This window comes from Saccharopolyspora gregorii, assembly GCF_024734405.1.
GTDB lineage: Bacteria > Actinomycetota > Actinomycetes > Mycobacteriales > Pseudonocardiaceae > Saccharopolyspora_C > Saccharopolyspora_C gregorii.
Genome location: NZ_CP059556.1, coordinates 5,925,436 through 5,946,121, shown reverse-complemented (window position 1 = coordinate 5,946,121; position 20,686 = coordinate 5,925,436). Strand labels below are relative to the sequence as shown.

Here is a 20,686-nt window from a genome sequence, read left to right as displayed (position 1 = left end):
TCGCCTGACGACGACCCCGCGTCGGCTGGGTTTGGGCGTTCTCTGGCAGTCGGGCCGCTCCGAAACCGTCACGTGCGGCTTGTCCGTCGCGGCTGAGGCATCCGCCCGTAGGGCGTGAAACTCCGTACCGGCTCAGGTCGTGATCCGACAGGGCTCCGTGGGGAGTGGAGTCAAGTGGAATCGTGACGTGCGGGGGTGTTCCACCTCCGAAGGGAGACGTCGCACGGGCGCCTTCCCGCCGTCACCGCAGGATGCCGACGACGGCCCAGGTGTTGGCGACGGGTGAGGCCGGGTCGGGTTCGGAGTCCGGCCGCCAGTTCGTGACGAGCGTGGCGCCCGGTTCCAGGACCTCGTATCCCCCCAGCAGCCCGGGGGCCTCCGCGATGGGGCGCGGGAACACCGGGGTGGAGGTGCGCTGGTAGATCGCCAATCCTTCGTCCACAGTGGACCGAGCGAGGCTTTCGGCGGTGGTGTGCGAGATGGCCAGGAAGCTGCCGGGGACGCAGGCGTCGCGGTAGGTGGCGAGGATTCCCGCCGGGTCCTGGTCGTCGCGCACGAAGTGCAGCACGCTGATCGCGAGGACCGCGACCGGCTTGCTGAAGTCCAGCAGGTTCGCCACGCCGGGCGCGGACAGCACCTTCTCGGGTTCGGTCAGGTCGGCCTGGGTGACGGACACCCGTTCGTCACCGCGCAGCAACCGGCGGCTGTGCGCCACCGCGATCGGTTCCCGGTCCACGTAGGCGATGCGGGCTTCCGGGTCGATCTGGTGGGCGATCTCGTGCACGTTGCCGACGGTGGGCACGCCGGAGCCCAGGTCGAGGAACTGGTTCACCCCGGCGTCCAGGCACATCCGCACGGCGCGGCCGAGGAAGGCGCGGTTCGCGCGCGCGGTGGAGGCCACGCTCGGCAGCACCGCGATCTGCTCGTCGGCCGTGGCGCGGTCCACCGCGAAGTTCGCCGAGCCGCCCAGGTAGTAGTCGTACATCCGGGCCGCGTTCGGACCGCTCGTGTCCGGGCTACCGGTGATGCCGGACAGGTCGGGCGCGGACTGCCGTTCCGGGTGCACCGGAACCTCCTCTGCTGAGACGGTGAGCAACGGGAAGTATGCGCGGTCGGCCGGGGCGAACGACAGAGCGAATCTCGTCCGCGGAGCCGCGGGTCTCGCTAGCCTTCGGGTGTGTACCCGGAGATCGAACCCCACCGCAGCGGGCGGCTCGACGTCGGCGACGGCCACCGGATGCACTGGGAGGTGTGCGGCGCACCGGACGGAAAACCGGTGGTGGTGCTGCACGGCGGGCCAGGTGGTGGCTGCGGGCCGGGCTGGCGGCGCTACTTCGACCCGGACGCGTACCGGATCGTGCTGTTCGACCAGCGCGGCTGCGGGCGCAGCACGCCGAGCGCGGGCGAACCGGACGCCGACCTGACCACGAACACCACGCACCACCTGGTGGCGGACGTCGAACTGCTGCGCCGCCACCTCGGTGTCGAGCGGTGGATGGTCTTCGGCGGGTCGTGGGGTTCCACGCTGGGGCTGGCGTACGCGGAACTGCACCCGGAGCGGGTCACCGAACTCGTGCTGTTCAGCGTCGGCACCACCACGCACCGCGAAGTCGAGTGGATCACGCAGGACATGCGGCGCGTGTTCCCCGAGCAGTGGGAGCGGTTCCGCGCCGGCGTCCCCGCGGCCGACCGGGACGGCAGGCTCGTCGACGCCTACAGCCGGTTGCTGCACGACCCGGACCCCACCGTGCGGGCGAGGGCCGCGCTGGACTGGTGCCGCTGGGAGGAAGCGCACGTGGAGGTGGGCCACGCCCGCCCCGATCCTCGCTACGCCGACCCGGAGTTCCGGCTCGCGTTCGCGCGGCTGGTCACGCACTACTGGCGGCACGGCGCGTGGTTCGCGGACGGCGAACTGCTGCGGAACGCGGTGCGGCTCAACGGGATCCCGGGGGCGCTGGTGCACGGCCGGAGCGACGTGAGCACGCCGCCGGACACCGCGTGGCACCTGGCGCAGGTGTGGGCCGACGCGGAACTGCGCCTGGTCGACGACGCGGGGCACGGCGGGCGCGGTGCCGTGGCGGACGTGCTGGTCGAGGTGACGGACCGCTTCGCCGGGCGCTGATCCGGTCAGCCGCTGCTGGACGAGCGGGCCGACGACCAGGCGTCGCGCGCGGCGCGCTGCGTCCGCGCCACCTCCGCGAACGTCCCGTCTGCCTCGTGCTCGGCGAGCGCTTCGGCGATCCCGGTGAGCACGTCCGAGGTCTCCGCCGCCGCGCGGGCGAACGACGCGTGCAGCGGCTCCGGCACCGAGCTCGTCGGGCCCTCGTCGGGCCCCGCGTCCCGGTCGATCGCGACCGCGGCGTCCCAGGAGGCGCTGACCTGGGCGAACGCGTCCAGCAGGTTGCGCCAGGCGGTGATCTGCTCGGTGGTCGGTTCCGGTGCGTTCATGGGTCTCCTTCCGCCGGTCTCCGCCGGAGGGTGCCCAGCCCGGGACGCGATCACGCGTGGTGGTCGAGTTCGTCCCGCGGCACCGGACCGGCGCGCCGGGGCTCTGATTCGGAGCCGGTCGTGCGCGGTGCCCCCGCGCCGCTCGCGGTCCTACCCCGGTAGTCGCGGCCCACCGTTCGAGCTGGTCGGTGGCATGACTTCGATGCACCGCGCGACGCACGACCCCGACTGGTACGAGCCGCACCGCATCTCGCTGGCGATCAAGGCGAACGGGCTGGTGTTCGTCTCCGGTCAAGCGGGGGTCGACGAGCACAGGCCGCACCGTCGGCGCGGGAGGCCGGGCCCGCGCCGCCCGGGAGGGGCGATCGGTCCGGACGCGATCGGTCGATGCGCTGCTCAGGCCGCTCGCCGGCATCGAGGACGTCGAACTCGCCTGAGCGGCCGGGGCGCGGTCAGGTGTGGAAGACGAGTTCGTCCGCCTGCGCCAGCCCGTCCTCCAGGGCGGTGCGGTCCGCCGCGGCGAGGGTGTCGGGGAACCCGGGTCCGGCCGCCTTCACCAGCACCAGGAGCTTCTTCCCGATGCCGCGTGCCTGAGTGGTTCGGAGCAGCGGGGCGCTCAGCGCGCTCCGGGAATCGGTGATCAGCCGCCGGTAGCGGTGGTTGAGCTCGGCGTGCTCGTCGAGGACGTCCAGCGCCGCCGCGAGGCGGGACAGCTCGGGGGAGGGGACCAGCTCTTCCGACACGCACCGCAGGTTAGAGGTCGCGGTCGAGCCCGCCCTGCGCGGTGCCTACCTCGCATCACCCGAACGGAGGGCGGTCGAGGGCGTCGGAGCACCGCACTCCCGAACGACTATGGGGATGTGAAGCGACCGCAGGTGCAACCGGACCCGGCGGCGGCGTTGCTCGAGATGTACGACGAGGCGCTGCCGCACGTGTACGGCTACCTGCTCGGTCGTTCCGGGGATCACGCGTTGAGCGAGGACCTGACCGCGGACACGTTCCTCGCGGCGGTGCAGGCTGCCAGGAACCGGTCGGGGAGTCCGCCCACGGTGGCGTGGCTGGTCGGCATCGCCCGGCACAAGCTCGCCGACCACTGGCGCGCGATCGGCCGGGAACGACGCGGGCTGGAACGGCTGGAACAGCAGGAACCACGGGACGACGCGGACCCGTGGGACGTCCGGTTGGACATGTTGCGGGCACGGGAGGTGCTGGCGAGGTTGGGCGAGCACCATCGCGCGGCGTTGACGCTGCGCTACCTCGACGGGCTGCCCGTGCCCGAGGTCGCCGAACACCTCGACCGGACCGTGCACGCCACCGAGGCGCTGCTGGTCCGGGCCAGAGCGGCGTTCCGCCGCGAGTACGAAGCAACCAGCGACGCACCGGGCACCGGAGGAGGGCGACGGCGATGACCGACCCGTTCGACGCTCTTCGCGAGCCGATCGTGCCCGCCGAGCCGTCTCCGCAGTTCGCCGGACGACTGCGGGACCGGCTGGAGCGCGCGCTGCTCGACGACCGAGGAGTGACCATGACCGACACCGAATCCACCCGCACCGGCGCCGCCCGCGAGCAGCGGGCGGACCTGTCCGACCGGGTGGCCATGACGTTGACGCCGTACCTCGCCGTGTCGGACGCGCCGCGGGCGATCGACTGGTACGGCGCGGTGCTGGGCGCCCGGCTGCGCGCCGAGCCGTACGCGATGGCCGACGGCAGGCTCGGGCACGTGGAGCTCGACGTCGGTGGCAGCGCGCTGTTCCTGGCCGACGAGTTTCCCGAGATCGACATGCTCGCGCCGGTGCACCGCGGCGGCGCCAGCACGACCCTGCACGTCGAGGTTCCCGACGTGGACGCCGTCGTGCAGCGCGCGCGGGAGCACGGCGCGACCGCGGTGGGCGACGTCGAGGAGCACCCCTACGGCCGCTCCGGCCGGTTCGACGACCCGTTCGGCCACCGATGGATGATCATGACCCCACCCGGGCGGGCCGAGGTGAGCTCCCAACCGGCGGCACCGCGGCCACCGCGGCACGGGGACATCGACTACATCACCATCGCCACGCCGGACACCGCGCTCGCGAAGGAGTTCTACGGCGCCGTCCTCGGCTGGCGGTTCGGTCCCGGCAACGTCGAGGACGGCTGGCAGATCGAGGACGTGCAGCCGATGGCGGGGATGCACGGCAGCGACACCGGCGAGGTGACGCTGTGCTTCCGCACGGACGACCTGGACGCCACGCTCGCCGAGGTGCGGGCGCACGGCGGGAACGCGGACGAGCCCGCGGACATGCCCTACGGGCGGCTCGCGACCTGCACCGACAACCAGGGGCGGACGTTCTACCTGCTGGGGGCCGCCGAGTGATCCGCAGGAACCGAACGTCCGAAGCCGACCTCCCGCGGCCGGCCACCCGGGCCTGAAACCTCAGGGCCGAGCGCGTCCGGGAGCCGGGCACGCAGGTCTCTCCACCCAGGTCCGAAAAGCCGGCCCCGGGGAATCGGCCCGGAGGCGACAGGCCCGAGGGGCCGAGCCGAACCAGCGGGCCGACAGCCGGCCCTGCACCACCGCCACGAGCAGTCCGACGGGACTCGCCACCCGACCTGGCGAGGCGAGGAGCCGACGACAGGAGGGGTTCAGCCGTGAGAGTGATCACCAGCCGCACGCCAGCCGCTCCACCGCGACACCCGCACGACGATCAACGTCAGGTGCGGTGGTCGCTGCCGGTACTGCTCGTACTTCGCCGCGAGCGCCGCCACCAGGTGCGGGTGCTGTTCCGCCTCGGCGAGTTCGGCGAGCCCGTCGGCCCGTGCCCACCACAGCCGCTCCCAGTCCTCGGCGTAGTGGTCCACCAGCAGGGCGACCTGCGGATTCCGCTCGATGTTGCGCAGGCGCCGCAGGGAGGTCGTCGACTTCGGCTTGTGGTCGACGGCGGTGACCAGCAGGTCGCCGTCGACCGCGAACGTGACCGGGACGAGGTGCGGCAGGCCCGCCGGGTCGGCGGTCGCCAGCCGGGCCACCCGGGACTCCCGGAACCAGTGGCGAGCCTGCTCGTGGCCGATGCGCATCGTGGAGCCCACTCCGTACCTTCGTGGTGTGCGAGCAGTTTCCGAACCAGGATCCGACACCGCGGTCGGTCCCAGCTACGCGGAGCACCGGCACTGGCTCCGCTACCAGGAGTTCTTCCCCAGCGGGCTCAGCCTGGAACCCGAGCCGGACGCGGAACCGCGCGGCTCGGCGAGCCGACTCCTGACCGGCCGGGGCCTGCCGGCCGAGGCACTGCCGAACACGGCGGTGCAGCCCGAGGCACCGGCCCCGGGCATGCCGGTCGAGGAGTGGTGGTCCTGGCGCGGCAGACGCGTGCACCTGGACCGGATCGCGCGCCCGGACGCGCCGGCGAAGGTCATCGCGCTGCACGGGATCGGCGGCTACGGGCGGATGCTCACGCCCTACGGGCGGCTGCCCGCGCTCGCCGACCTGGAGTTCCTCGCGCCCGACCTGCCGGGTTTCGGCCTGACCTCCAGCGGACTGCGCAACGTCACCTACGCCGGTTGGCTGCGGTGCGTCACCGACCTGGTCGCGGCCGAGCGGCGAACGGACCAGCGGCCCGTGGTCCTGATGGGCGTGGGATCGGCTGGGCGGTTGGCCTACGACGTGGCGGCGCGCGCGGGAGCCGGTGGTTCGGTCGCCGGAGTGCTGGTGACGGGGCTCGCGGATCCGCGTCGCGACGACGTGCGCCGCATGCTGGCGACCACGCCCGAGGTGGGCCGGTGGTCCGGACTCCTCGGGCTGCTGCCCGGTTCGGTGCCGATGCCGCTGCCTCCGGCGTGGGCTCCGGTGCGGTGGCTGGTGAACATCGCCGCGATGTCGAACCACGCCCAGTTCGCGCACGCCATCTGGGCCGACCCGCTCGCGGGCGGGAACTGGATGTCGCTGGGCTTCCTGCGCAGCTACCTCGTCGCCGCGCCCGCGGTGGAGCCGGAGGACTACGCGGGTCCGCCGGTGCTGCTGGCGCACCCGGCCGAAGACCGGTGGAGCCCGCCGCGGTTGTCCCAGGAGTTCTTCGACCGGCTCGGCGCGCGGGGGCGGTTCGCCGAGCTGAACGGGGCGGGACACCTGCCGACCGAGGAATCGGGGCTGGCTGATCTCGATCGAGCGGTCCGTGATTACGTAGACGAACTAGGCTTGACCTGACCGTTGCTCCGATTGACGGAACTGCGGTCACTCCCCGTGTTTCGTGGATACTCTCCGCATGGTCACTGATCGGTTGCTGCGGCCTTTTTCACATCGCCCGCGGCCGGGTCGTCGGGACGTGGCGGCACCGCAGCGGCCAGGATGGTACTGGTCGAAGCCGCTGGTCAGTTCGATGTCTGCGCAGGTGGTCCGAGCGCGCACCGCGCGCCGGTCGCCCGGAAAAAGGATCTTGACGGCGCTCGGCGGGCCGCTCGGCCCTGGCCAACCGTGCCCGTCGTGAGTCACGATCGGCTCGGCAATCCGGTGCGACATTCGTGTCGCCGGGCAGGAGGAGGGTGGATGATCGAGAGTCACCACACCCTCGATCCGGAGGCGACGCTGGACACCCCGCGTCCGCCGGTGCGGGCCGAGGTCGATCCGGCGCGTCGGCGGGTGTTCACCGCGTTCTCCGCGGTCACGCTCCTGGTCGGACTGCTCGTCTCCGGTCTGACGTCCTCCGCGCTGGAGTTCCGCTACGACGCCAGCCTGCTCTACATCGGGCCGCTGCTGGCCATCGGCTTCCTCGTCGCCGAGCAGCTCACCATCGACGTCGACGTCAAGCGCGTCGGCTGGACCATCTCCTTCACCGAGATCCCGCTGATCCTCGGCCTGCTGACCGCGCCGTTCGAAGTGGTGCTGGCGGCCAACCTGCTCGCGGGGCTCGGCGCCCAGGTCGGGCGGCGCGCCGCCACCCACGTCGTCTACAACGCGGGCGTGCTGTGCCTGGAGATCGCGGTCCCCTTCGCGGTCGCCACGGCCGTGCAGCGCTCCCTGCCGGAGACCGCCCCGGACTGGTTCGGCCCGGTCGTCGGCACCCTCACCTCCCCGCTGATCAGCTGCGCCTTCGCGCTCGCCGCGCTGCACGTGCTCGGCGGGGCGATGCGGGTCAGCGCCGCCGGGCGGTTGTCCGTGCGCACCCTCGCGGTCGGCCTGCTTAACACCTCGGTCGGACTGATCGGTTACGAGGTCGCCAAGAGCACCCGCTGGGGTTGGCTGCTGGTGGCGCTGGTCGCGGTCGCCGTCGTCGGGCTCTACCGCGCCTACTCCGGGCTGCTGCGCGAGCAGCGCGACCTGGAGGCGCTGAGCGACGTGAGCCTCAGCGTCGCCAGATCCGGCCAGGCCGCCGTGCGGAACCCCTCCGAACCGGAGGACGACACCACCTCCGTCACCGAGTGGGAACCGGTCGCGGAACGCATCCGCGAACAGCTCAACGCCACCCGCGTGGTGCTGCGGCTGCGGCTGGACCCGCGCGGCGAGGTGAGCACCCTCGTCGCGGGCGAACCGCTCCCCGAAGCCGCCCGGATCGCGGGGCCGCACGCGCTGCGCGACGACCCGCTGCTGCAGCTGCCGGGCAGCCACGTGCGGTCCTTCCGCACCCTCGAAGCGCCCGACGAGGTGCGCCGCGCGCTGCGGATGCGCGGCGCCTACGAATCGCTGGTGGTGCCGCTGCGCGGCGCGAACCAGCTGCTCGGCGCGGTGGAGGCGCACGACCGGGTCAGCCGGTGGCGCGGGTTCGGCCGCGCCGACGTGCGGTTGCTGCACACCCTCGCCAGCCACCTGGCGACCGCGATGGACAACCGGCGGCTGCTGGCGCGGTTGCGCCACGACGCCTACCACGACCTGCTCACCGGGCTGCTGAACCGCGCGGGCTTCCGCGAGATGGCGGCAGAGGAGCTGCGCGCCGGGCGGACCGCGGTGGTGCTGCGGGTGGACCTGGACCTGCTGACCACGGTCAGCGAAGCGCTCGGCTACACCTGGGGCGACCGGATCGTGGTCGCCGCCGGACAGCGGATGCTCGGCGAGCTCGGGCCGGAGGTGCCGCTGGCCCGGTTGGAGGCCAACTCGTTCTCGGTGCTGCTCATCGACCACACCGAGGAGCAGGCGCACGCGGTCGGTACCCGGCTCTGCGAGGTCATCGGGGAGTCGTACCCGCTGGACCGGCTCGTCGTGGAGGCGGGCGGCGTCGCGGGCTTCTCCTCCTCGGCTCCGGCCGATGCGGAGGCCGAGAACGACATCGACACGCTGCTGCAGCACGCCGACGTGGCGGTGCGCGCGGCGCGCAACGCCAAGGACGTGGTCCGCGGCTACGCCCCGGCCATGGGCCAGGTGTTCCTGCGCCGCTTCCAGCTGGTCACCCAGTTCCGGCAGGCGCTGGACACCGGCCAGGTCGAAGTGCACTACCAGCCGAAGGTCGCGCTGCCCGGCAGGCAGGTCGTCGGCGCCGAAGCGCTGGTGCGCTGGTGGCACCCGGAGTACGGCCGGCTCGACCCGGACGAGTTCGTGCCGGTGGTCGAGGCCACCGGGTTGGTCGACGCGCTGACGTCCTTCGTGATGGAACGCGCGCTGATCAAGGTGCGGGAGTGGATGGACCGGGACCTGCGGATGTCGGTCGCGGTGAACCTGTCCGTGCGCAACCTCAACGACGAGTCCTTCCCGGACCGGGTCGCGGAGGCGCTGCGCCGCCACGACGTGCCGCCGGAGCTGCTCACCTTCGAGCTCACCGAGTCCTCCGTGATGGAGGAACCGGAGCGCTCCATGCCGGTGCTGCGGCGGCTGCACGCGCTCGGCGTGGTGCTGGCCGTGGACGACTTCGGCACCGGCTACTCCTCGCTGGCGTACCTGCGGACGTTGCCCGTCGACGAGGTGAAGATCGACAAGAGCTTCGTGCTCGGCATGGGCACCGATCTCAGCGACATGGCCGTGGTGCGCACCATCGTGGAACTCGGGCACTCGCTGGACCTGGTCGTGGTCGCCGAGGGCGTGGAGGACGACGCCGCCCGGGACCAGCTCGTCGGGATGCGCTGCGACATCGCGCAGGGCTACTTGATCTCGCGGCCGCTGCCGGAGGACCGGCTGGAGGCGTGGCTGCAGGCCCGGACGGTGAAGGCCCGCGGCGCCAAGTCCGAGACGGTGCTCACACTGGTGCACTGATCGTCCGCGGTGGCCGGATCCCGGCTCCTGCGGTCGAGAAGCGCCCGCTGAGCTGGGACTACCCCGAAAGAGGACCCCCGTCGCAAGGCCGGTTCGGCGGGTGTGTAGAGTTCTAATCGCTCCGCAAGGACATGCCCCAATAGCTCAGTCGGCAGAGCGTCTCCATGGTAAGGAGAAGGTCTACGGTTCGATTCCGTATTGGGGCTCGGAAAACAGTCGCGGTGCTCGGGTATCTGGGTGCTGCGGCTGTTTTGCATGAGGTAACCTCGGTGAAGAACCTGTCAGGTTGTCCTCGGCGGTGTAGCTCAGTCGGTAGAGCAAGCGGCTCATAATCGCTGTGTCGTCGGTTCAAGTCCGGCCACCGCTACCACTTCGGTTCGCCCACGCCTGTCGAGCGAGCCTCCTAGGACGCAGTACGAGAGAGGAAGGGCACCTCCGTGGCCGCCACCGACGTTCGCCCCAAGATCACCTTGGCCTGCGAGGAGTGCAAGAACCGCAACTACATCACCAACAAGAACCGGCGCAACGACCCGGACCGCTTGGCGATGAAGAAGTTCTGCCCCCACTGCGGTACGCACCGCACCCACAAGGAGACTCGCTGACCACAGCGCTCCCGACGGACTCGGAGAACCCGCCCGGCCTGCTGGCCGCGGCGGGTTCTTCGCGTCTGGTGCCGGAGTCCGGTGGTGCGGTCGGTAGCCTGCGCTGGTGCCGCTAGACCAGTCATTCATCGGACGTGAATACCCGCCCACGGAGCCCTACGAGGTCGGCCGCGAGAAGATCCGCGAGTTCGCCGACGCCATCAAGGACTCCTCGCCGCTGCACCGCGACGCCGCGGCCGCGCAGGCCGCCGGACATCCGGACGTGATCGCCCCGCCGACGTTCGCGGTGATCCTCTCGATGCGCGCGCACGACGCGGTGGTGGCCGACTCCGCGCTCGGGCTGGACTACAGCAAGGTCGTGCACGGCAACCAGCGCTTCACCCACCACCGCCCGATCCGGGCCGGGGACGTGCTGCGCACCTCGGTGGTCGTGGACGACATCAAGGCCCGCGCGGGCAACGACTTCCTCACGGTGCGCGCCGAGATCGCCACCGCGGACGGCGAACCGGTGTGCACGGCGATCTCGACGCTGGTGGCGCGCGGTACGGCGGAGCAGGGGGAACAGGCATGACGGTGCGGCTGTCCGAGGTGTCCAAGGGCGACGAGCTGCCCGCGCTGAGCGTCGCGGTGACCCGCGAGGACCTGGTGCGGTACGCGGGCGCGTCCGGGGACTTCAACCGGATCCACTGGAACGAGCGGTTCGCCACCGAGGTGGGCCTGCCCGACGTGATCGCGCACGGGATGTTCACGATGGCGCTTGCCGGTCGGCTGGTGTCGGAGTGGACCGGCGACCCGGCGGCGATCGTGGACTGCTCGGTGCGGTTCACCCGCCCCGTGGTGGTCCCGGACGACGGGGTCGGGGCGCGGGTGGAGCTGAGCGGCAAGGTGTCCGCGGTGAACGAGGACGGCACCGCGAAGGTGCTCATCACGGCCCGCAGCGACGACCAGTCGGTCCTCGGCGGCGCCAACGCCGTCGTGCGGCTGCCGGAATAGCGGCTGATCGGCTCCGAGCGGCGTCGTGGCCGCGGCCCGGCAGCCGGGAGAGGATCACGGCCCGCGCGCGGCCCTGGGGGCGGTTCAGCCCTCGGAAGGGGCCGCGCGCCGGCTCCGGCCGAGCGGGGCGATCATCGGACCGCCCCGCTCGGCCCGGCTCACTTCGCCTCGCCGAGCAGGTCGGCGACGCGCTGCACGCCGGCCACGAGGTCCTCGTCGCCCAGCGCGTAGGACAGCCGGAAGTAGCCGGGGGTGCCGAAGGCCTCCCCGGGCACCACGGCGACCTCGGCCTGCTCCAGCACGAGCTCGGCGAGCTCCGCGCTGGTCTTCGGGCGGGCGCCGCGGATCTCCTTGCCCAGCAGCTCCTGCACCGACGGGTACGCGTAGAAGGCGCCCTCGGGCTCCGGGCAGGTCACGCCCGGAATCGCCGAGAGCATCTCGACGATGGTGCGGCGGCGCCGGTCGAACGCGGCGCGCATGTCGGCGACGGCGTCCAGCGATCCGCTCACCGCCGCCAGCGCGGCCCGCTGCGACACGTTCGCCACGTTCGACGACAGGTGCGACTGCAGGTTCGCGGCCGCCTTGATCACGTCCTTCGGGCCGATCATCCAGCCGACCCGCCAGCCGGTCATCGCGTAGGTCTTCGCGACGCCGTTGAGGATCACGCAGGTGTCGGCGAGCTCCGGGACCTGCGCGGCGATCGAGACGTGCTCGGCGTCGCCGTAGACCAGGTGCTCGTAGATCTCGTCCGTGATGACCCAGATCCCGTTGCGCACCGCCCACTCGCCGATGGCCCGGACCTGCTCCGGCGGGTACACGGCACCGGTGGGGTTGGACGGGGAGTTGAACAGCAGGACCTTGGTGCGCGAGGTCCGAGCGGCCTCCAGCTGCTCGACGCTCGCGAGGAACCCGGTGGTGTCGTCGGTGGGCACCACGACCGGCACGCCCCCGGCGAGCTCGATCGCCTCCGGATAGGTCGTCCAGTAGGGAGCGGGCAGCAGCACCTCGTCGCCCGGGTCGAGCAGCGTGGCGAACGCCTGGTAGACGGCCTGCTTGCCGCCGTTGGTGACCAGCACCTGGCTGGGGTCGATGGTCAGCCCGGAGTCGCGCAGGGTCTTCGCCGCGATCGCCTCCCGCAGTTCCGGCAGGCCCGCGGCGGGGCTGTAGCGGTGGTTGCGCGGGTCGGCGCAGGCCGCGATCGCGGCGTCCACGACGGGCTGCGGGGTGGGGAAGTCGGGCTCGCCGGCGCCGAAGCCGATGACGGGCCGCCCGGCCGCCTTGAGCGCTTTCGCCTTCGAGTCGACCGCGAGCGTCGCGGACTCGCTGATGCCGCCGACGCGGGCGGAGACGCGCCGCTTCGAGGTGCCTGACTCAGACTGGTCCAGTGGTGCTGACATGGGAACATCTTCGCAGAGCGCGAACCGGGGCGGCACGCTCCCCGCCTCGGGGTTCGCCGTTGTCGGACCGCCCGTGCAGGAGGTGCGGAGCGATCCCGTACACTTCCCGTCTTGGGATGCCGGTACACCCGCACCCGAACTCGGCGTAGGCCGGTTTCGGGGCTGGCGTATGGTGTGTTCCGACGCGGCCGACGGTCGCGAAGGGGTGTAGCTCAATTGGCAGAGCAGCGGTCTCCAAAACCGCAGGTTGCAGGTTCGAGTCCTGTCACCCCTGCGTCGATGCACACGGTGAGCGGAGGAAGCAGGCGTGAGCGACGACCGCGAGCAGGGGCCGGACGAGCAGCAGGATGCCGCTCAGCCCTCCAGCGCCGCCGCACGACGCGAGCGTCGCGCCTCCCGCGCTTCCGCCCGGCAGGGCGGTGCGGGCGGGCCGGACTCCGGTGCCACCCGCACAACTGAGTCGAAGGGTCGGCCGACTCCGTCGCGAGACGGCCGGAAGGGTCGGGTCTCGCCGTTCCGCAAGGTGTGGCGCTTCCTGCGCGAGGTCGTCGCCGAGCTGCGCAAGGTCATCTGGCCGACACGCCGGGCACTGATCACCTACACGCTCGTGGTGCTCGTGTTCGTCAGCATTCTGGTGGCGTTCGTCGCCGGCCTGGACGTGCTGTTCGCCAAGGGCGTGCTCTGGTTGTTCGGCTGAGCGCCACGGCCCGCGGCGAACAGCGGGCCGCTGTCGCGCCATCGACCCGGCGCATAACGCACGAGAGGAAGCGAGACCCACTGTGACCTCAGGAGACGGGACCTCCCACGAGGACCAGGAGTTGACCGGCCGGACCGGTGCGCCGGCCGAGGCCGAGGAGTCGGCGGTGGCCGACGACGTCGACTCCGCTCGCGGCGCCGACTCCGGCGAGGACACCGGTTCGACCACCGGCGCCGACGAGGAGACCTCGGCGGACGACGCGGCGACCGACGAAGCGGCCGAGTCCGCGGAGTCCACCGAGGACGACGGCGCCGAGAGCACCGAAGCCGAGAGCGCCGAGGAAGCCGAAGCCGAGAGCGCCGAGGAAGCCGAAGCCGAGAGCGCCGAGGAAGCCGAAGCCGAGAGCGCCGAGGAAGCCGAAGCCGAGAGCGCCGAGGAAGCCGAAGCCGAAGCCGAGGAAGAGGCCGAGGTCGACCCGGTCGAGGAGCTGCGCGCCGCGCTGCGCCGCGCTCCGGGCGAGTGGTACGTCGTGCACTCGTACGCCGGCTACGAGAACAAGGTCAAGACGAACCTGGAGACCCGCGCCCAGACGCTGGACGTCGAGGACTACATCTTCCAGGTCGAGGTGCCCACCGAAGAGGTCACCGAGATCAAGAACGGCCAGCGCAAGCTGGTGCAGCGCAAGGTGCTGCCCGGCTACATCCTGGTTCGCATGGAGCTCAACGACGCCTCGTGGAGCGCGGTCCGCAACACCCCGGGTGTCACCGGGTTCATCGGTGCGACCTCGCAGCCTTCGCCGCTGGGCATCAACGACGTGCTGAAGTTCCTCGCGCCGCAGGCGGAGAAGGAAGCGAAGCCGGAGCAGGGCAAGAAGGCCGCCCAGCCCGCCGCGTCCGTGAAGCCCTCGGTCGAGGTGGACTTCGAGGTCGGCGAGTCGATCACCGTCATGGACGGCCCGTTCGCCACGCTGCCCGCGACGATCAGCGAGGTCAACGCCGACAACCAGAAGCTCAAGGTGCTGGTGTCGATCTTCGGCCGGGAGACGCCGGTCGAGCTGTCGTTCAACCAGGTTTCCAAGATCTGACCGGTTCCCCGGAAGCCCGGCGACGGGCCGACGAGGGGATTCCGGCGGCTGCGGCAGGCTCTGGCAGGACCTGCCGCGGGAACGGGCGACGCCACCGTCGTGGTCCCCGCCCGTGCCCGGCCCGTCCTCGGGTCGGGCGAACGGACACCGAAGACACTAGGAAGCTAGAGATGCCGCCCAAGAAGAAGAAGCTCGCAGCGATCATCAAGCTGCAAATCTCGGCAGGCCAGGCCAACCCGGCTCCGCCCGTCGGCCCGGCGCTGGGCCAGCACGGCGTGAACATCATGGAGTTCTGCAAGGCCTACAACGCCGCCACGGAGAGCCAGCGCGGCGACGTGGTGCCGGTCGAGATCTCCGTGTTCGAAGACCGCTCCTTCACCTTCAACCTGAAGACCCCGCCGGCGGCGAAGCTGCTGCTGAAGGCCGCGGGTGTGCAGAAGGGCAGCGGCGAGCCGCACAAGTCGAAGGTCGGCAAGGTCACCGCGGACCAGATCCGCGAGATCGCGCAGACCAAGATGGTCGACCTCAACGCCAAGGACCTCGACCAGGCCTCGAAGATCATCGCCGGCACCGCCCGGTCGATGGGTCTCACCGTCGAAGGCTGACGAACCGGCACGTGTGGGAGGGCTCGCGCAGCCCTACGCGACCACGACTGATCCACCGTTAAGGACAGAGAATGACTAAGCGCAGCAAGGCATATCAGCAGGCCGCCGAGCTGGTCGACCGCGCGCGGCTGTACGCGCCGCTGGAGGCCGTCGAGCTGGCCAAGAAGACCGCCAAGGTCAAGATGGACCCCACCGTCGAGGTGGCCCTGCGTCTGGGCGTCGACCCGCGCAAGGCCGACCAGATGGTCCGCGGGACCGTGAACCTGCCGCACGGCACTGGCAAGACCGTCCGGGTCATCGTGTTCGCCACCGGGGACAAGGCCGCTGAGGCCGAGGCCGCCGGCGCGGACGCGGTCGGCTCCGAAGACCTCATCGAGCGCATCCAGGGCGGCTGGCTCGACTTCGACGCGGCGATCGCCACCCCGGACCAGATGGCGAAGGTCGGCAAGATCGCGCGAGTCCTCGGGCCGCGCGGCCTCATGCCGAACCCGAAGACCGGCACCGTCACCCCGAACGTCACGAAGGCCGTCTCCGAGATCAAGGGCGGCAAGATCAGCTTCCGGGTGGACAAGCAGGCCAACTTGCACCTGATCATCGGCAAGGCCTCGTTCGACACCACGCAGCTGGTGGAGAACTACGCGGCCGCGCTGGACGAGATCCTGCGTGCCAAGCCGTCCACCTCCAAGGGCCGCTACGTCAAGAAGGTCACCTTCACGACGACGATGGGCCCGGGCATCCCGGTGGACCCGAGCTTGACCCGGAACCTCACCGAGGCTCCTGCCTGACGCGGACTTCCGCTGCGAGCGGGCCGTCCCCTTCCGGGGGCGGCCCGCTTTCGCGTTCTCAGGAGCAGGCGGCGGGTTCGTAGTTGTCGATCTGCCAGCCGCCGTTGGGCTGGTGGGACATGCTGAACTTCCCGAGCGGCGGGCCACCGGACACGCTCAGCGCGCAGGAGTCGACGACGGCCGTGCCCTCGCTCTCCTGGATGACGTCGTTGGTGAAGCGCGGACTGCTGAACGAGTTCGGTTCGGTGACCTTCTCGTGCGCCGCGACCGCGGCGGCGGCGCAGTCGGCGGTCTGCGAGTAGTAGGCGAAGGCGTTCCCGCCTTCAGGGGTGAACAGCGCGCAGACCTGCTCCGGCTGGTGCGCGACGTAGCCGTAGAAGGCGCGGACGACGCGTTGCGGCGACGGCGGGGTGACGGGCGCGGCGTCCGGCGGAGCGCCGCCGGTCCCACCGCCTCCGCCGCCACCGCCGGTGACGCCACCGAGCAGCTCGGACAGCAGCCAGAACAGCAGCAGCACGACCAGCGCCACCGTCACGAGCAGGAACAGCAGCCTCCCGAGCAGCGGCCGCAGCAGCGACCACAGCAGGACCAGCGCCTTCTTCCACCACGGCCTGCCCTGCGGCTGCTGCGGCGCGGCGGGCGGTGGGGGCGGTGGTGCGTCCGGCGCGCCGGTGCCGTCCTGCCCGCGCTGCCACTCCTGGAACCGCTGGAACTCCAGGAACCGCTGGTACTGCTCGTACTGCCGGGCCTGCTCGTCGTCGGGTGCGGGCGCGCTCACCGGCGGGGTGCGCGGCGGATCCGGCACGAGTTCGGCGTCCACCACTTCGGGGGTCGCGTCCGGGCGGGGGGTTCGGTCGTCGCGGTGCGACTCGTTCGGGTCGGCCACGAATGACATCTTGCCGTGCCGGGCAAGGGTGGTGATCGTCCCGCGCCGCGGCGGACGCGGCGGGCCGCCCACCTGCGGGGGTGCCGTCCGAGCTGCCGCGGGGGTGCAGTACTCTGGTCGCAGTTCCACCCAAGACCGCTGGTCTTTCCACGCGTCGCTCGCGATGCGCGGAAACGAAGGTCCCGTTGCGATGCGGGCGGCCCGCGCAGGAGGACGTGGCCGCACCTGAGCGCGCATGCGCGCCGGTGCTGAGTTTCCGCCCCGTGCCTGCTGCGCCGGGGCGTTTTTCGTCTCCTCGGGATCGTCAACCGGCTACGAATCCGCTTTCGCGGGATTCCGAGTCGATCGAAGAGAGGAGGCGACATGGCAAAGCCGGAGAAGGTCGACGCGGTCGAAGAGATCGCTTCGCGGTTCAACACCGCGACCACCACCGTGGTGACCGAGTACCGCGGGCTGTCCATGGCGCAGCTGGGGCAGCTGCGCACCGCCCTGGGCGAGGGCACGACCTACCGGGTCGCGAAGAACACGCTCGTCAAGCGGGCCGCCGAGCAGTCCGGGGTCGAAGGCCTCGACGACCTGTTCGTCGGCCCCACCGCGATCGCCTTCATCGAGGGCGAGCCGGTGGACGCGGCGAAGGCGCTCCGCGATTTCGCCAAGGACAACCAGGCCCTGGTGATCAAGGGCGGCTACATGGACGGCCGCGCGATCTCGGTTTCCGAGGTCGAGCGGATCGCCGACCTGGACTCGCGCGAGGTCACGCTGTCCAAGCTGGCCGGCGCGCTGAAGGGCAAGCTGAACCAGACCGCAGGCCTGTTCGCCGCTCCGGCGTCCCAGGTCGCGCGCCTGGCCGCCGCGCTGCAGGAGAAGAAGGGCGCCGAGTCGGACTCCTGATCCGTCCCGGCCCGGAACGCTGCGCGCGCGCCGGGATTCCGCCCGCACATCGCACCCGTTCGCCGAGGCGGACGCAGATCTGAAAGGAACGCCGTCATGGCCAAGCTGAGCAACGACGAGCTGCTGGACGTCTTCAAGGAAATGACGCTGCTGGAGCTCTCCGAGTTCGTGAAGCAGTTCGAGGAGACCTTCGACGTCACCGCCGCCGCCCCGGTCGCGGCCGTGGCCGCCCCGGCCGCCGGTGGCGCTGCCGCCGAGGCCGAGGAGCAGGACGAGTTCGACGTCGTCCTCGAGGACGCCGGCGACAAGAAGATCCAGGTCATCAAGGTCGTCCGCGAGGTCGTCTCCGGTCTGGGCCTGAAGGAGGCCAAGGAGCTCGTCGAGGGCGCCCCGAAGGCCCTCCTGGAGAAGGTCGACAAGGACAAGGCCAACGAGGCCAAGGCCAAGCTGGAGGAGTCCGGCGCCAAGATCACCCTGAAGTGATCTCCCGCCGGCCGGGCACCGTTCACGCGGTGTCACGGTCGGCATGCACTTCCGCCGCGAACCGGAATGCTCAGCGGAGGGCGCCGGGCGGTCCGCGAATCGATCGGATAACGATCGTCGCGGGAGATCCGTGCACTGGATCTCCACGTCCGCCCGGCCCGAGCTGAAGAGATCATTCCGCGACTGGCACGAGAAGGCGGGCACCCACCCCGGGTGCCCGCCTTTTTGCGGTCCGTGCACATTCCATTGATTTTTTCGGTCTGCGAAACCACGAATCCGGACAGTTCGGAACGGTTTGCGCCGCGCTCTGGGAATCCAACTGAACTCGTGAGTAACCTGTGCGCGTCTCGCTCGTTGCCTAGGTGTGACGCTCCTGACGTCGGTTAGTCGAGTCACATATGCGAGGCTCCCCGTTCGGGTGCGCTACTGCACCTGGCGGAGTGATGCCAGCGAGTAACGCGGCCAACGAAGGAACGCGGAGGTGCCGGATGGGTGTCGAGGTCAGGGTCGAGGGCTTGTCCAAGTCCTTCGGCGCGCAGACCATCTGGCGGGACGTGACGCTGACCCTGCCGACCGGCGAGATCAGCGTGCTGCTGGGGCCGTCGGGCACCGGCAAGTCGGTCTTCCTGAAGTCCTTGGTGGGGCTGCTGAAGCCGGAGCAGGGCAAGGTGCTCATCGATGGCGTCGACGTCTGCGACTGCGCGGAGAAGGACCTCTACGAGATCCGGAAGCTGTTCGGCGTGCTGTTCCAGGACGGCGCTCTGTTCGGCTCGATGAACCTCTACGACAACATCGCCTTCCCGCTGCGCGAGCACACCCGGAAGAACGAGTCCGAGGTGCGCCAGGTCGTGATGGAGAAGATGGAGATGGTCGGCCTGCTCGGTGCCGAGACCAAGCTGCCGGGCGAGATCTCCGGCGGCATGCGCAAGCGCGCCGGGCTCGCCAGGGCGCTGGTGCTGGACCCGGAGATCCTGCTGTTCGACGAGCCGGACTCGGGCCTGGACCCGGTGCGCACGGCCTACCTGAACCAGCTGATCGTGGACCTGAACGCGCAGATCGACGCGACCTGCCTGATCGTCACGCACGACATCAACACGGCCCGCACGGTGCCGGACAACATCGGGATGCTGTTCCGCCGCAACCTGGTGATGTACGGGCCGCGGGAGGTGCTGCTGACCTCGACGGAACCGGTGGTGGAGCAGTTCCTCAACGGCCGCAGGCAGGGCCCGATCGGGATGAGCGAGGAGAAGGACGCCGGCCAGGCGGCCGCCGAGCTCGCCGAGCTGCGCGGGGAGCAGGGCGTCCCGCACATCATGCCCCAGCTGGAGGCGACGCCGGGCCTGCCGGAGCGCACCGCGGTGCGGCGCAGGCAGGACCGGGTGATGGCGAACCTCGGTTCGCTGACCCCGTCGGCGCAGCAGGAGATCTTCAAGAGCCTCACCCCGCAGGAGCGGGAGCGCTACGGGATCCGCGAGGGATCCCCGGCGACCGCGGGCACGCGCAGCGGCACCCTGTCGCAGGGGGAGGTCGCGCAGGTACCGCAGCAGCCCGCCGCGGTCGCGCAGCAGGCGCCGCAGGGACCGGCCGAGCAGACGACGCCGAACCCGACGACGCCGAACCCCGCGACCCGGCACGCCGCCCCGCAGCAACCGGCGCCCGCTCCGCAGGGCAGGCCCGCTCAGACCCCGGGTTCGCACGGACCCGCCCAGCCCGGACACGGGGCGCGCCCCTCGCCGCGGCCCCGCCCGCGCGGGGAACCGCCGCTGCAGTCCGGTTTCCAGCCCGATGACGAACCGGTGAGCGCGCGCCGCCGCTGGTTCGGACGCCGCAAAGGTGGTGAGCAGTGAGCGCACCGCCCACGCGATCGCGGGCGAGCAGCGCACGATCCTTCCCGGGATCGGGAGCATTGCGCGAGACGGGCCGGTTGTTCGCACTGGGACTGGACGTGGTCCGGTCCATCCCGAGCCGGCCGTTCCAGTTCCGTGAGTTCATCCAGCAGTGCTGGTTCATCGCCAGCGTGACCATCCTGCCCACCGCGCTGGTGGCGATCCCGTTCGGCGCGGTCATCGCGCTGCAGCTGGGTTCGCTGACCCGCCAGATCGGCGCCCAGTCGTTCACCGGTGGCGCAAGCGTGCTGGCGATCATCCAGCAGGCCAGCCCGATCGTGACGGCGCTGCTGATCGCCGGTGCCGGTGGTTCGGCGATCTGCGCCGACCTCGGCTCGCGGAAGATCCGCGACGAGATCGACGCGATGGAGGTGCTCGGCGTCTCCGTGGTGCAGCGGCTGGTGGTGCCGCGGGTGCTGGCGGCGATCCTGGTGGCGGTGCTGCTCAACGGCATGGTCAGCGTCGTCGGCGTGCTCGGCGGCTACTTCTTCAACGTGATCATGCAGGGCGGGACGCCCGGCGCCTACATGGCGAGCTTCAACGCGCTGGCGCAGCTGCCGGACGTGTGGATCAGCGAGCTCAAGGCCTTGATCTTCGGTTTCCTGGCGGGCGTGGTCGCGGCCTACCGCGGGTTGAACCCGCCGCCCGGGCCGAAGGGCGTGGGCGACGCGGTGAACCAGGCCGTGGTGATCACCTTCCTGCTGCTGTTCGCGGTGAACTTCATTCTGACCACGATCTACCTGCAGGTCGTGCCGCCCAAGGGGATGTGAGCGGGCATGACG

The 20,686-nt window shown here is 71.1% G+C and carries 22 protein-coding genes and 3 tRNA genes; 19 read left to right on the top strand and 6 right to left on the bottom strand.

Translation table 11 applies throughout. The features are described from left to right. Positions 1–241 precede the first annotated feature (241 nt). The gene (locus H1226_RS26130; protein WP_224956918.1) at positions 242–1,066 is read right to left on the bottom strand and encodes an SAM-dependent methyltransferase; all 825 of its coding nucleotides are present in this window, start codon (positions 1,064–1,066) and stop codon (positions 242–244) included. Positions 1,067–1,177: 111 nt separating this feature from the next. Between H1226_RS26130 and pip the strand changes: the two genes are divergently transcribed. Continuing rightward, positions 1,178–2,122, top strand: coding sequence for a prolyl aminopeptidase (pip, locus tag H1226_RS26125; RefSeq protein ID WP_258343733.1), 945 nt, complete (start codon positions 1,178–1,180; stop codon positions 2,120–2,122). 5 nt (positions 2,123–2,127) lie between these two features. On the opposite strand, the gene H1226_RS26120 is transcribed toward pip, so the two are convergent. Next, on the bottom strand, positions 2,128–2,448 hold the full coding sequence (locus H1226_RS26120) for a hypothetical protein (RefSeq protein WP_258343730.1): 321 nt from the start codon (positions 2,446–2,448) through the stop codon (positions 2,128–2,130). Between the two features lie 452 nt (positions 2,449–2,900). Next, positions 2,901–3,191, bottom strand: a complete 291-nt coding sequence (locus tag H1226_RS26115; protein ID WP_225043654.1) for a hypothetical protein — start codon at positions 3,189–3,191, stop codon at positions 2,901–2,903. A 117-nt stretch (positions 3,192–3,308) separates the two neighbouring features. On the opposite strand from H1226_RS26115, the gene H1226_RS26110 reads away from it, so the two are divergent. Both H1226_RS26110 and H1226_RS26105 read left to right on the top strand, forming a co-directional pair. After that, positions 3,309–3,857: an RNA polymerase sigma factor gene (locus H1226_RS26110; RefSeq protein ID WP_258343727.1), complete on the top strand. Its 549-nt coding sequence runs from the start codon at positions 3,309–3,311 to the stop codon at positions 3,855–3,857. Further along, a complete protein-coding gene (locus tag H1226_RS26105; protein ID WP_258343713.1) occupies positions 3,854–4,798 on the top strand; it encodes a VOC family protein in 945 nt (314 codons plus the stop codon). The genes H1226_RS26110 and H1226_RS26105 overlap by 4 nt, the downstream gene beginning before the upstream one ends. A 269-nt stretch (positions 4,799–5,067) precedes the next feature. Here H1226_RS26105 and H1226_RS26100 read toward each other — a convergent pair whose 3' ends face one another. Further along, a complete protein-coding gene (locus tag H1226_RS26100) occupies positions 5,068–5,499 on the bottom strand; it encodes a TIGR03668 family PPOX class F420-dependent oxidoreductase (protein WP_258349505.1) in 432 nt (143 codons plus the stop codon). Between the two features lie 28 nt (positions 5,500–5,527). Between H1226_RS26100 and H1226_RS26095 the strand changes: the two genes are divergently transcribed. The 7 genes from H1226_RS26095 to H1226_RS26065 all read left to right on the top strand — a co-directional run bounded on the left by H1226_RS26095 (position 5,528) and on the right by H1226_RS26065 (position 11,190). Beyond that, positions 5,528–6,625 (top strand): alpha/beta hydrolase, encoded by a 1,098-nt coding sequence (locus tag H1226_RS26095; RefSeq protein ID WP_258343712.1) that lies wholly within the window; start codon positions 5,528–5,530, stop codon positions 6,623–6,625. Positions 6,626–6,964: 339 nt separating this feature from the next. After that, positions 6,965–9,595, top strand: a complete 2,631-nt coding sequence (locus H1226_RS26090; RefSeq protein ID WP_224956910.1) for a putative bifunctional diguanylate cyclase/phosphodiesterase — start codon at positions 6,965–6,967, stop codon at positions 9,593–9,595. A gap of 133 nt (positions 9,596–9,728) precedes the next feature. Further along, positions 9,729–9,801: transfer RNA gene (locus tag H1226_RS26085), tRNA-Thr, on the top strand. Positions 9,802–9,889: 88 nt separating this feature from the next. Continuing rightward, positions 9,890–9,965 (top strand) — tRNA-Met (locus tag H1226_RS26080). A gap of 67 nt (positions 9,966–10,032) precedes the next feature. Beyond that, positions 10,033–10,197, top strand: coding sequence for a 50S ribosomal protein L33 (rpmG, locus tag H1226_RS26075; protein WP_224956909.1), 165 nt, complete (start codon positions 10,033–10,035; stop codon positions 10,195–10,197). Positions 10,198–10,303: 106 nt separating this feature from the next. Continuing rightward, positions 10,304–10,768, top strand: a complete 465-nt coding sequence (locus H1226_RS26070; RefSeq protein WP_224956908.1) for a MaoC family dehydratase N-terminal domain-containing protein — start codon at positions 10,304–10,306, stop codon at positions 10,766–10,768. Continuing rightward, the gene (locus H1226_RS26065) at positions 10,765–11,190 is read left to right on the top strand and encodes a MaoC family dehydratase (RefSeq protein WP_224956907.1); all 426 of its coding nucleotides are present in this window, start codon (positions 10,765–10,767) and stop codon (positions 11,188–11,190) included. The genes H1226_RS26070 and H1226_RS26065 overlap by 4 nt, the downstream gene beginning before the upstream one ends. Positions 11,191–11,348: 158 nt before the next feature. Here H1226_RS26065 and H1226_RS26060 read toward each other — a convergent pair whose 3' ends face one another. Continuing rightward, positions 11,349–12,587 (bottom strand): pyridoxal phosphate-dependent aminotransferase, encoded by a 1,239-nt coding sequence (locus H1226_RS26060; RefSeq protein WP_258343708.1) that lies wholly within the window; start codon positions 12,585–12,587, stop codon positions 11,349–11,351. A 201-nt stretch (positions 12,588–12,788) separates the two neighbouring features. On the opposite strand from H1226_RS26060, the gene H1226_RS26055 reads away from it, so the two are divergent. The 5 genes from H1226_RS26055 to rplA all read left to right on the top strand — a co-directional run bounded on the left by H1226_RS26055 (position 12,789) and on the right by rplA (position 15,758). Continuing rightward, positions 12,789–12,861 (top strand) — tRNA-Trp (locus H1226_RS26055). 33 nt (positions 12,862–12,894) lie between these two features. Then, the gene (gene secE, locus H1226_RS26050; RefSeq protein ID WP_224956905.1) at positions 12,895–13,284 is read left to right on the top strand and encodes a preprotein translocase subunit SecE; all 390 of its coding nucleotides are present in this window, start codon (positions 12,895–12,897) and stop codon (positions 13,282–13,284) included. An 82-nt stretch (positions 13,285–13,366) separates the two neighbouring features. Next, positions 13,367–14,368: a transcription termination/antitermination protein NusG gene (gene nusG, locus H1226_RS26045; RefSeq protein ID WP_258343705.1), complete on the top strand. Its 1,002-nt coding sequence runs from the start codon at positions 13,367–13,369 to the stop codon at positions 14,366–14,368. A gap of 170 nt (positions 14,369–14,538) precedes the next feature. Then, a complete protein-coding gene (rplK, locus tag H1226_RS26040) occupies positions 14,539–14,973 on the top strand; it encodes a 50S ribosomal protein L11 (protein WP_224956902.1) in 435 nt (144 codons plus the stop codon). 71 nt (positions 14,974–15,044) lie between these two features. Next, positions 15,045–15,758, top strand: coding sequence for a 50S ribosomal protein L1 (gene rplA, locus H1226_RS26035; protein ID WP_224956901.1), 714 nt, complete (start codon positions 15,045–15,047; stop codon positions 15,756–15,758). A gap of 58 nt (positions 15,759–15,816) precedes the next feature. On the opposite strand, the gene H1226_RS26030 is transcribed toward rplA, so the two are convergent. Then, positions 15,817–16,644: a hypothetical protein gene (locus H1226_RS26030; protein ID WP_258343702.1), complete on the bottom strand. Its 828-nt coding sequence runs from the start codon at positions 16,642–16,644 to the stop codon at positions 15,817–15,819. Positions 16,645–17,007: 363 nt separating this feature from the next. Between H1226_RS26030 and rplJ the strand changes: the two genes are divergently transcribed. The 4 genes from rplJ to H1226_RS26010 all read left to right on the top strand — a co-directional run bounded on the left by rplJ (position 17,008) and on the right by H1226_RS26010 (position 20,674). Next, positions 17,008–17,535, top strand: a complete 528-nt coding sequence (gene rplJ, locus H1226_RS26025; RefSeq protein WP_224956899.1) for a 50S ribosomal protein L10 — start codon at positions 17,008–17,010, stop codon at positions 17,533–17,535. 96 nt (positions 17,536–17,631) lie between these two features. Next, on the top strand, positions 17,632–18,018 hold the full coding sequence (gene rplL, locus H1226_RS26020) for a 50S ribosomal protein L7/L12 (protein ID WP_258343700.1): 387 nt from the start codon (positions 17,632–17,634) through the stop codon (positions 18,016–18,018). Between the two features lie 488 nt (positions 18,019–18,506). Further along, entirely contained in the window at positions 18,507–19,865 is a 1,359-nt protein-coding gene (locus tag H1226_RS26015) for an ABC transporter ATP-binding protein (RefSeq protein WP_258343698.1), read from the top strand. 59 nt (positions 19,866–19,924) lie between these two features. Next, positions 19,925–20,674 (top strand): MlaE family ABC transporter permease, encoded by a 750-nt coding sequence (locus H1226_RS26010; RefSeq protein ID WP_224956703.1) that lies wholly within the window; start codon positions 19,925–19,927, stop codon positions 20,672–20,674. The last annotated feature ends 12 nt before the right edge of the window (positions 20,675–20,686 follow it).

What these genes read in the sequence shown, in the direction of transcription:
- rplK (WP_224956902.1), top strand. Translation starts at nt 14,539, where the DNA reads ATGCCGCCCAAGAAGAAGAAGCTCGCAGCGATCATCAAGCTGCAAATC.
- rplJ (WP_224956899.1), top strand. Translation starts at nt 17,008, where the DNA reads ATGGCAAAGCCGGAGAAGGTCGACGCGGTCGAAGAGATCGCTTCGCGG.
- rplL (WP_258343700.1), top strand. Translation starts at nt 17,632, where the DNA reads ATGGCCAAGCTGAGCAACGACGAGCTGCTGGACGTCTTCAAGGAAATG.
- H1226_RS26105 (WP_258343713.1), top strand. Translation starts at nt 3,854, where the DNA reads ATGACCGACCCGTTCGACGCTCTTCGCGAGCCGATCGTGCCCGCCGAG.
- H1226_RS26015 (WP_258343698.1), top strand. Translation starts at nt 18,507, where the DNA reads ATGGGTGTCGAGGTCAGGGTCGAGGGCTTGTCCAAGTCCTTCGGCGCG.
- H1226_RS26065 (WP_224956907.1), top strand. Translation starts at nt 10,765, where the DNA reads ATGACGGTGCGGCTGTCCGAGGTGTCCAAGGGCGACGAGCTGCCCGCG.
- H1226_RS26120 (WP_258343730.1), bottom strand. Translation starts at nt 2,448, where the DNA reads ATGAACGCACCGGAACCGACCACCGAGCAGATCACCGCCTGGCGCAAC.
- H1226_RS26100 (WP_258349505.1), bottom strand. Translation starts at nt 5,499, where the DNA reads ATGCGCATCGGCCACGAGCAGGCTCGCCACTGGTTCCGGGAGTCCCGG.
- rplA (WP_224956901.1), top strand. Translation starts at nt 15,045, where the DNA reads ATGACTAAGCGCAGCAAGGCATATCAGCAGGCCGCCGAGCTGGTCGAC.
- H1226_RS26060 (WP_258343708.1), bottom strand. Translation starts at nt 12,587, where the DNA reads ATGTCAGCACCACTGGACCAGTCTGAGTCAGGCACCTCGAAGCGGCGC.
- H1226_RS26090 (WP_224956910.1), top strand. Translation starts at nt 6,965, where the DNA reads ATGATCGAGAGTCACCACACCCTCGATCCGGAGGCGACGCTGGACACC.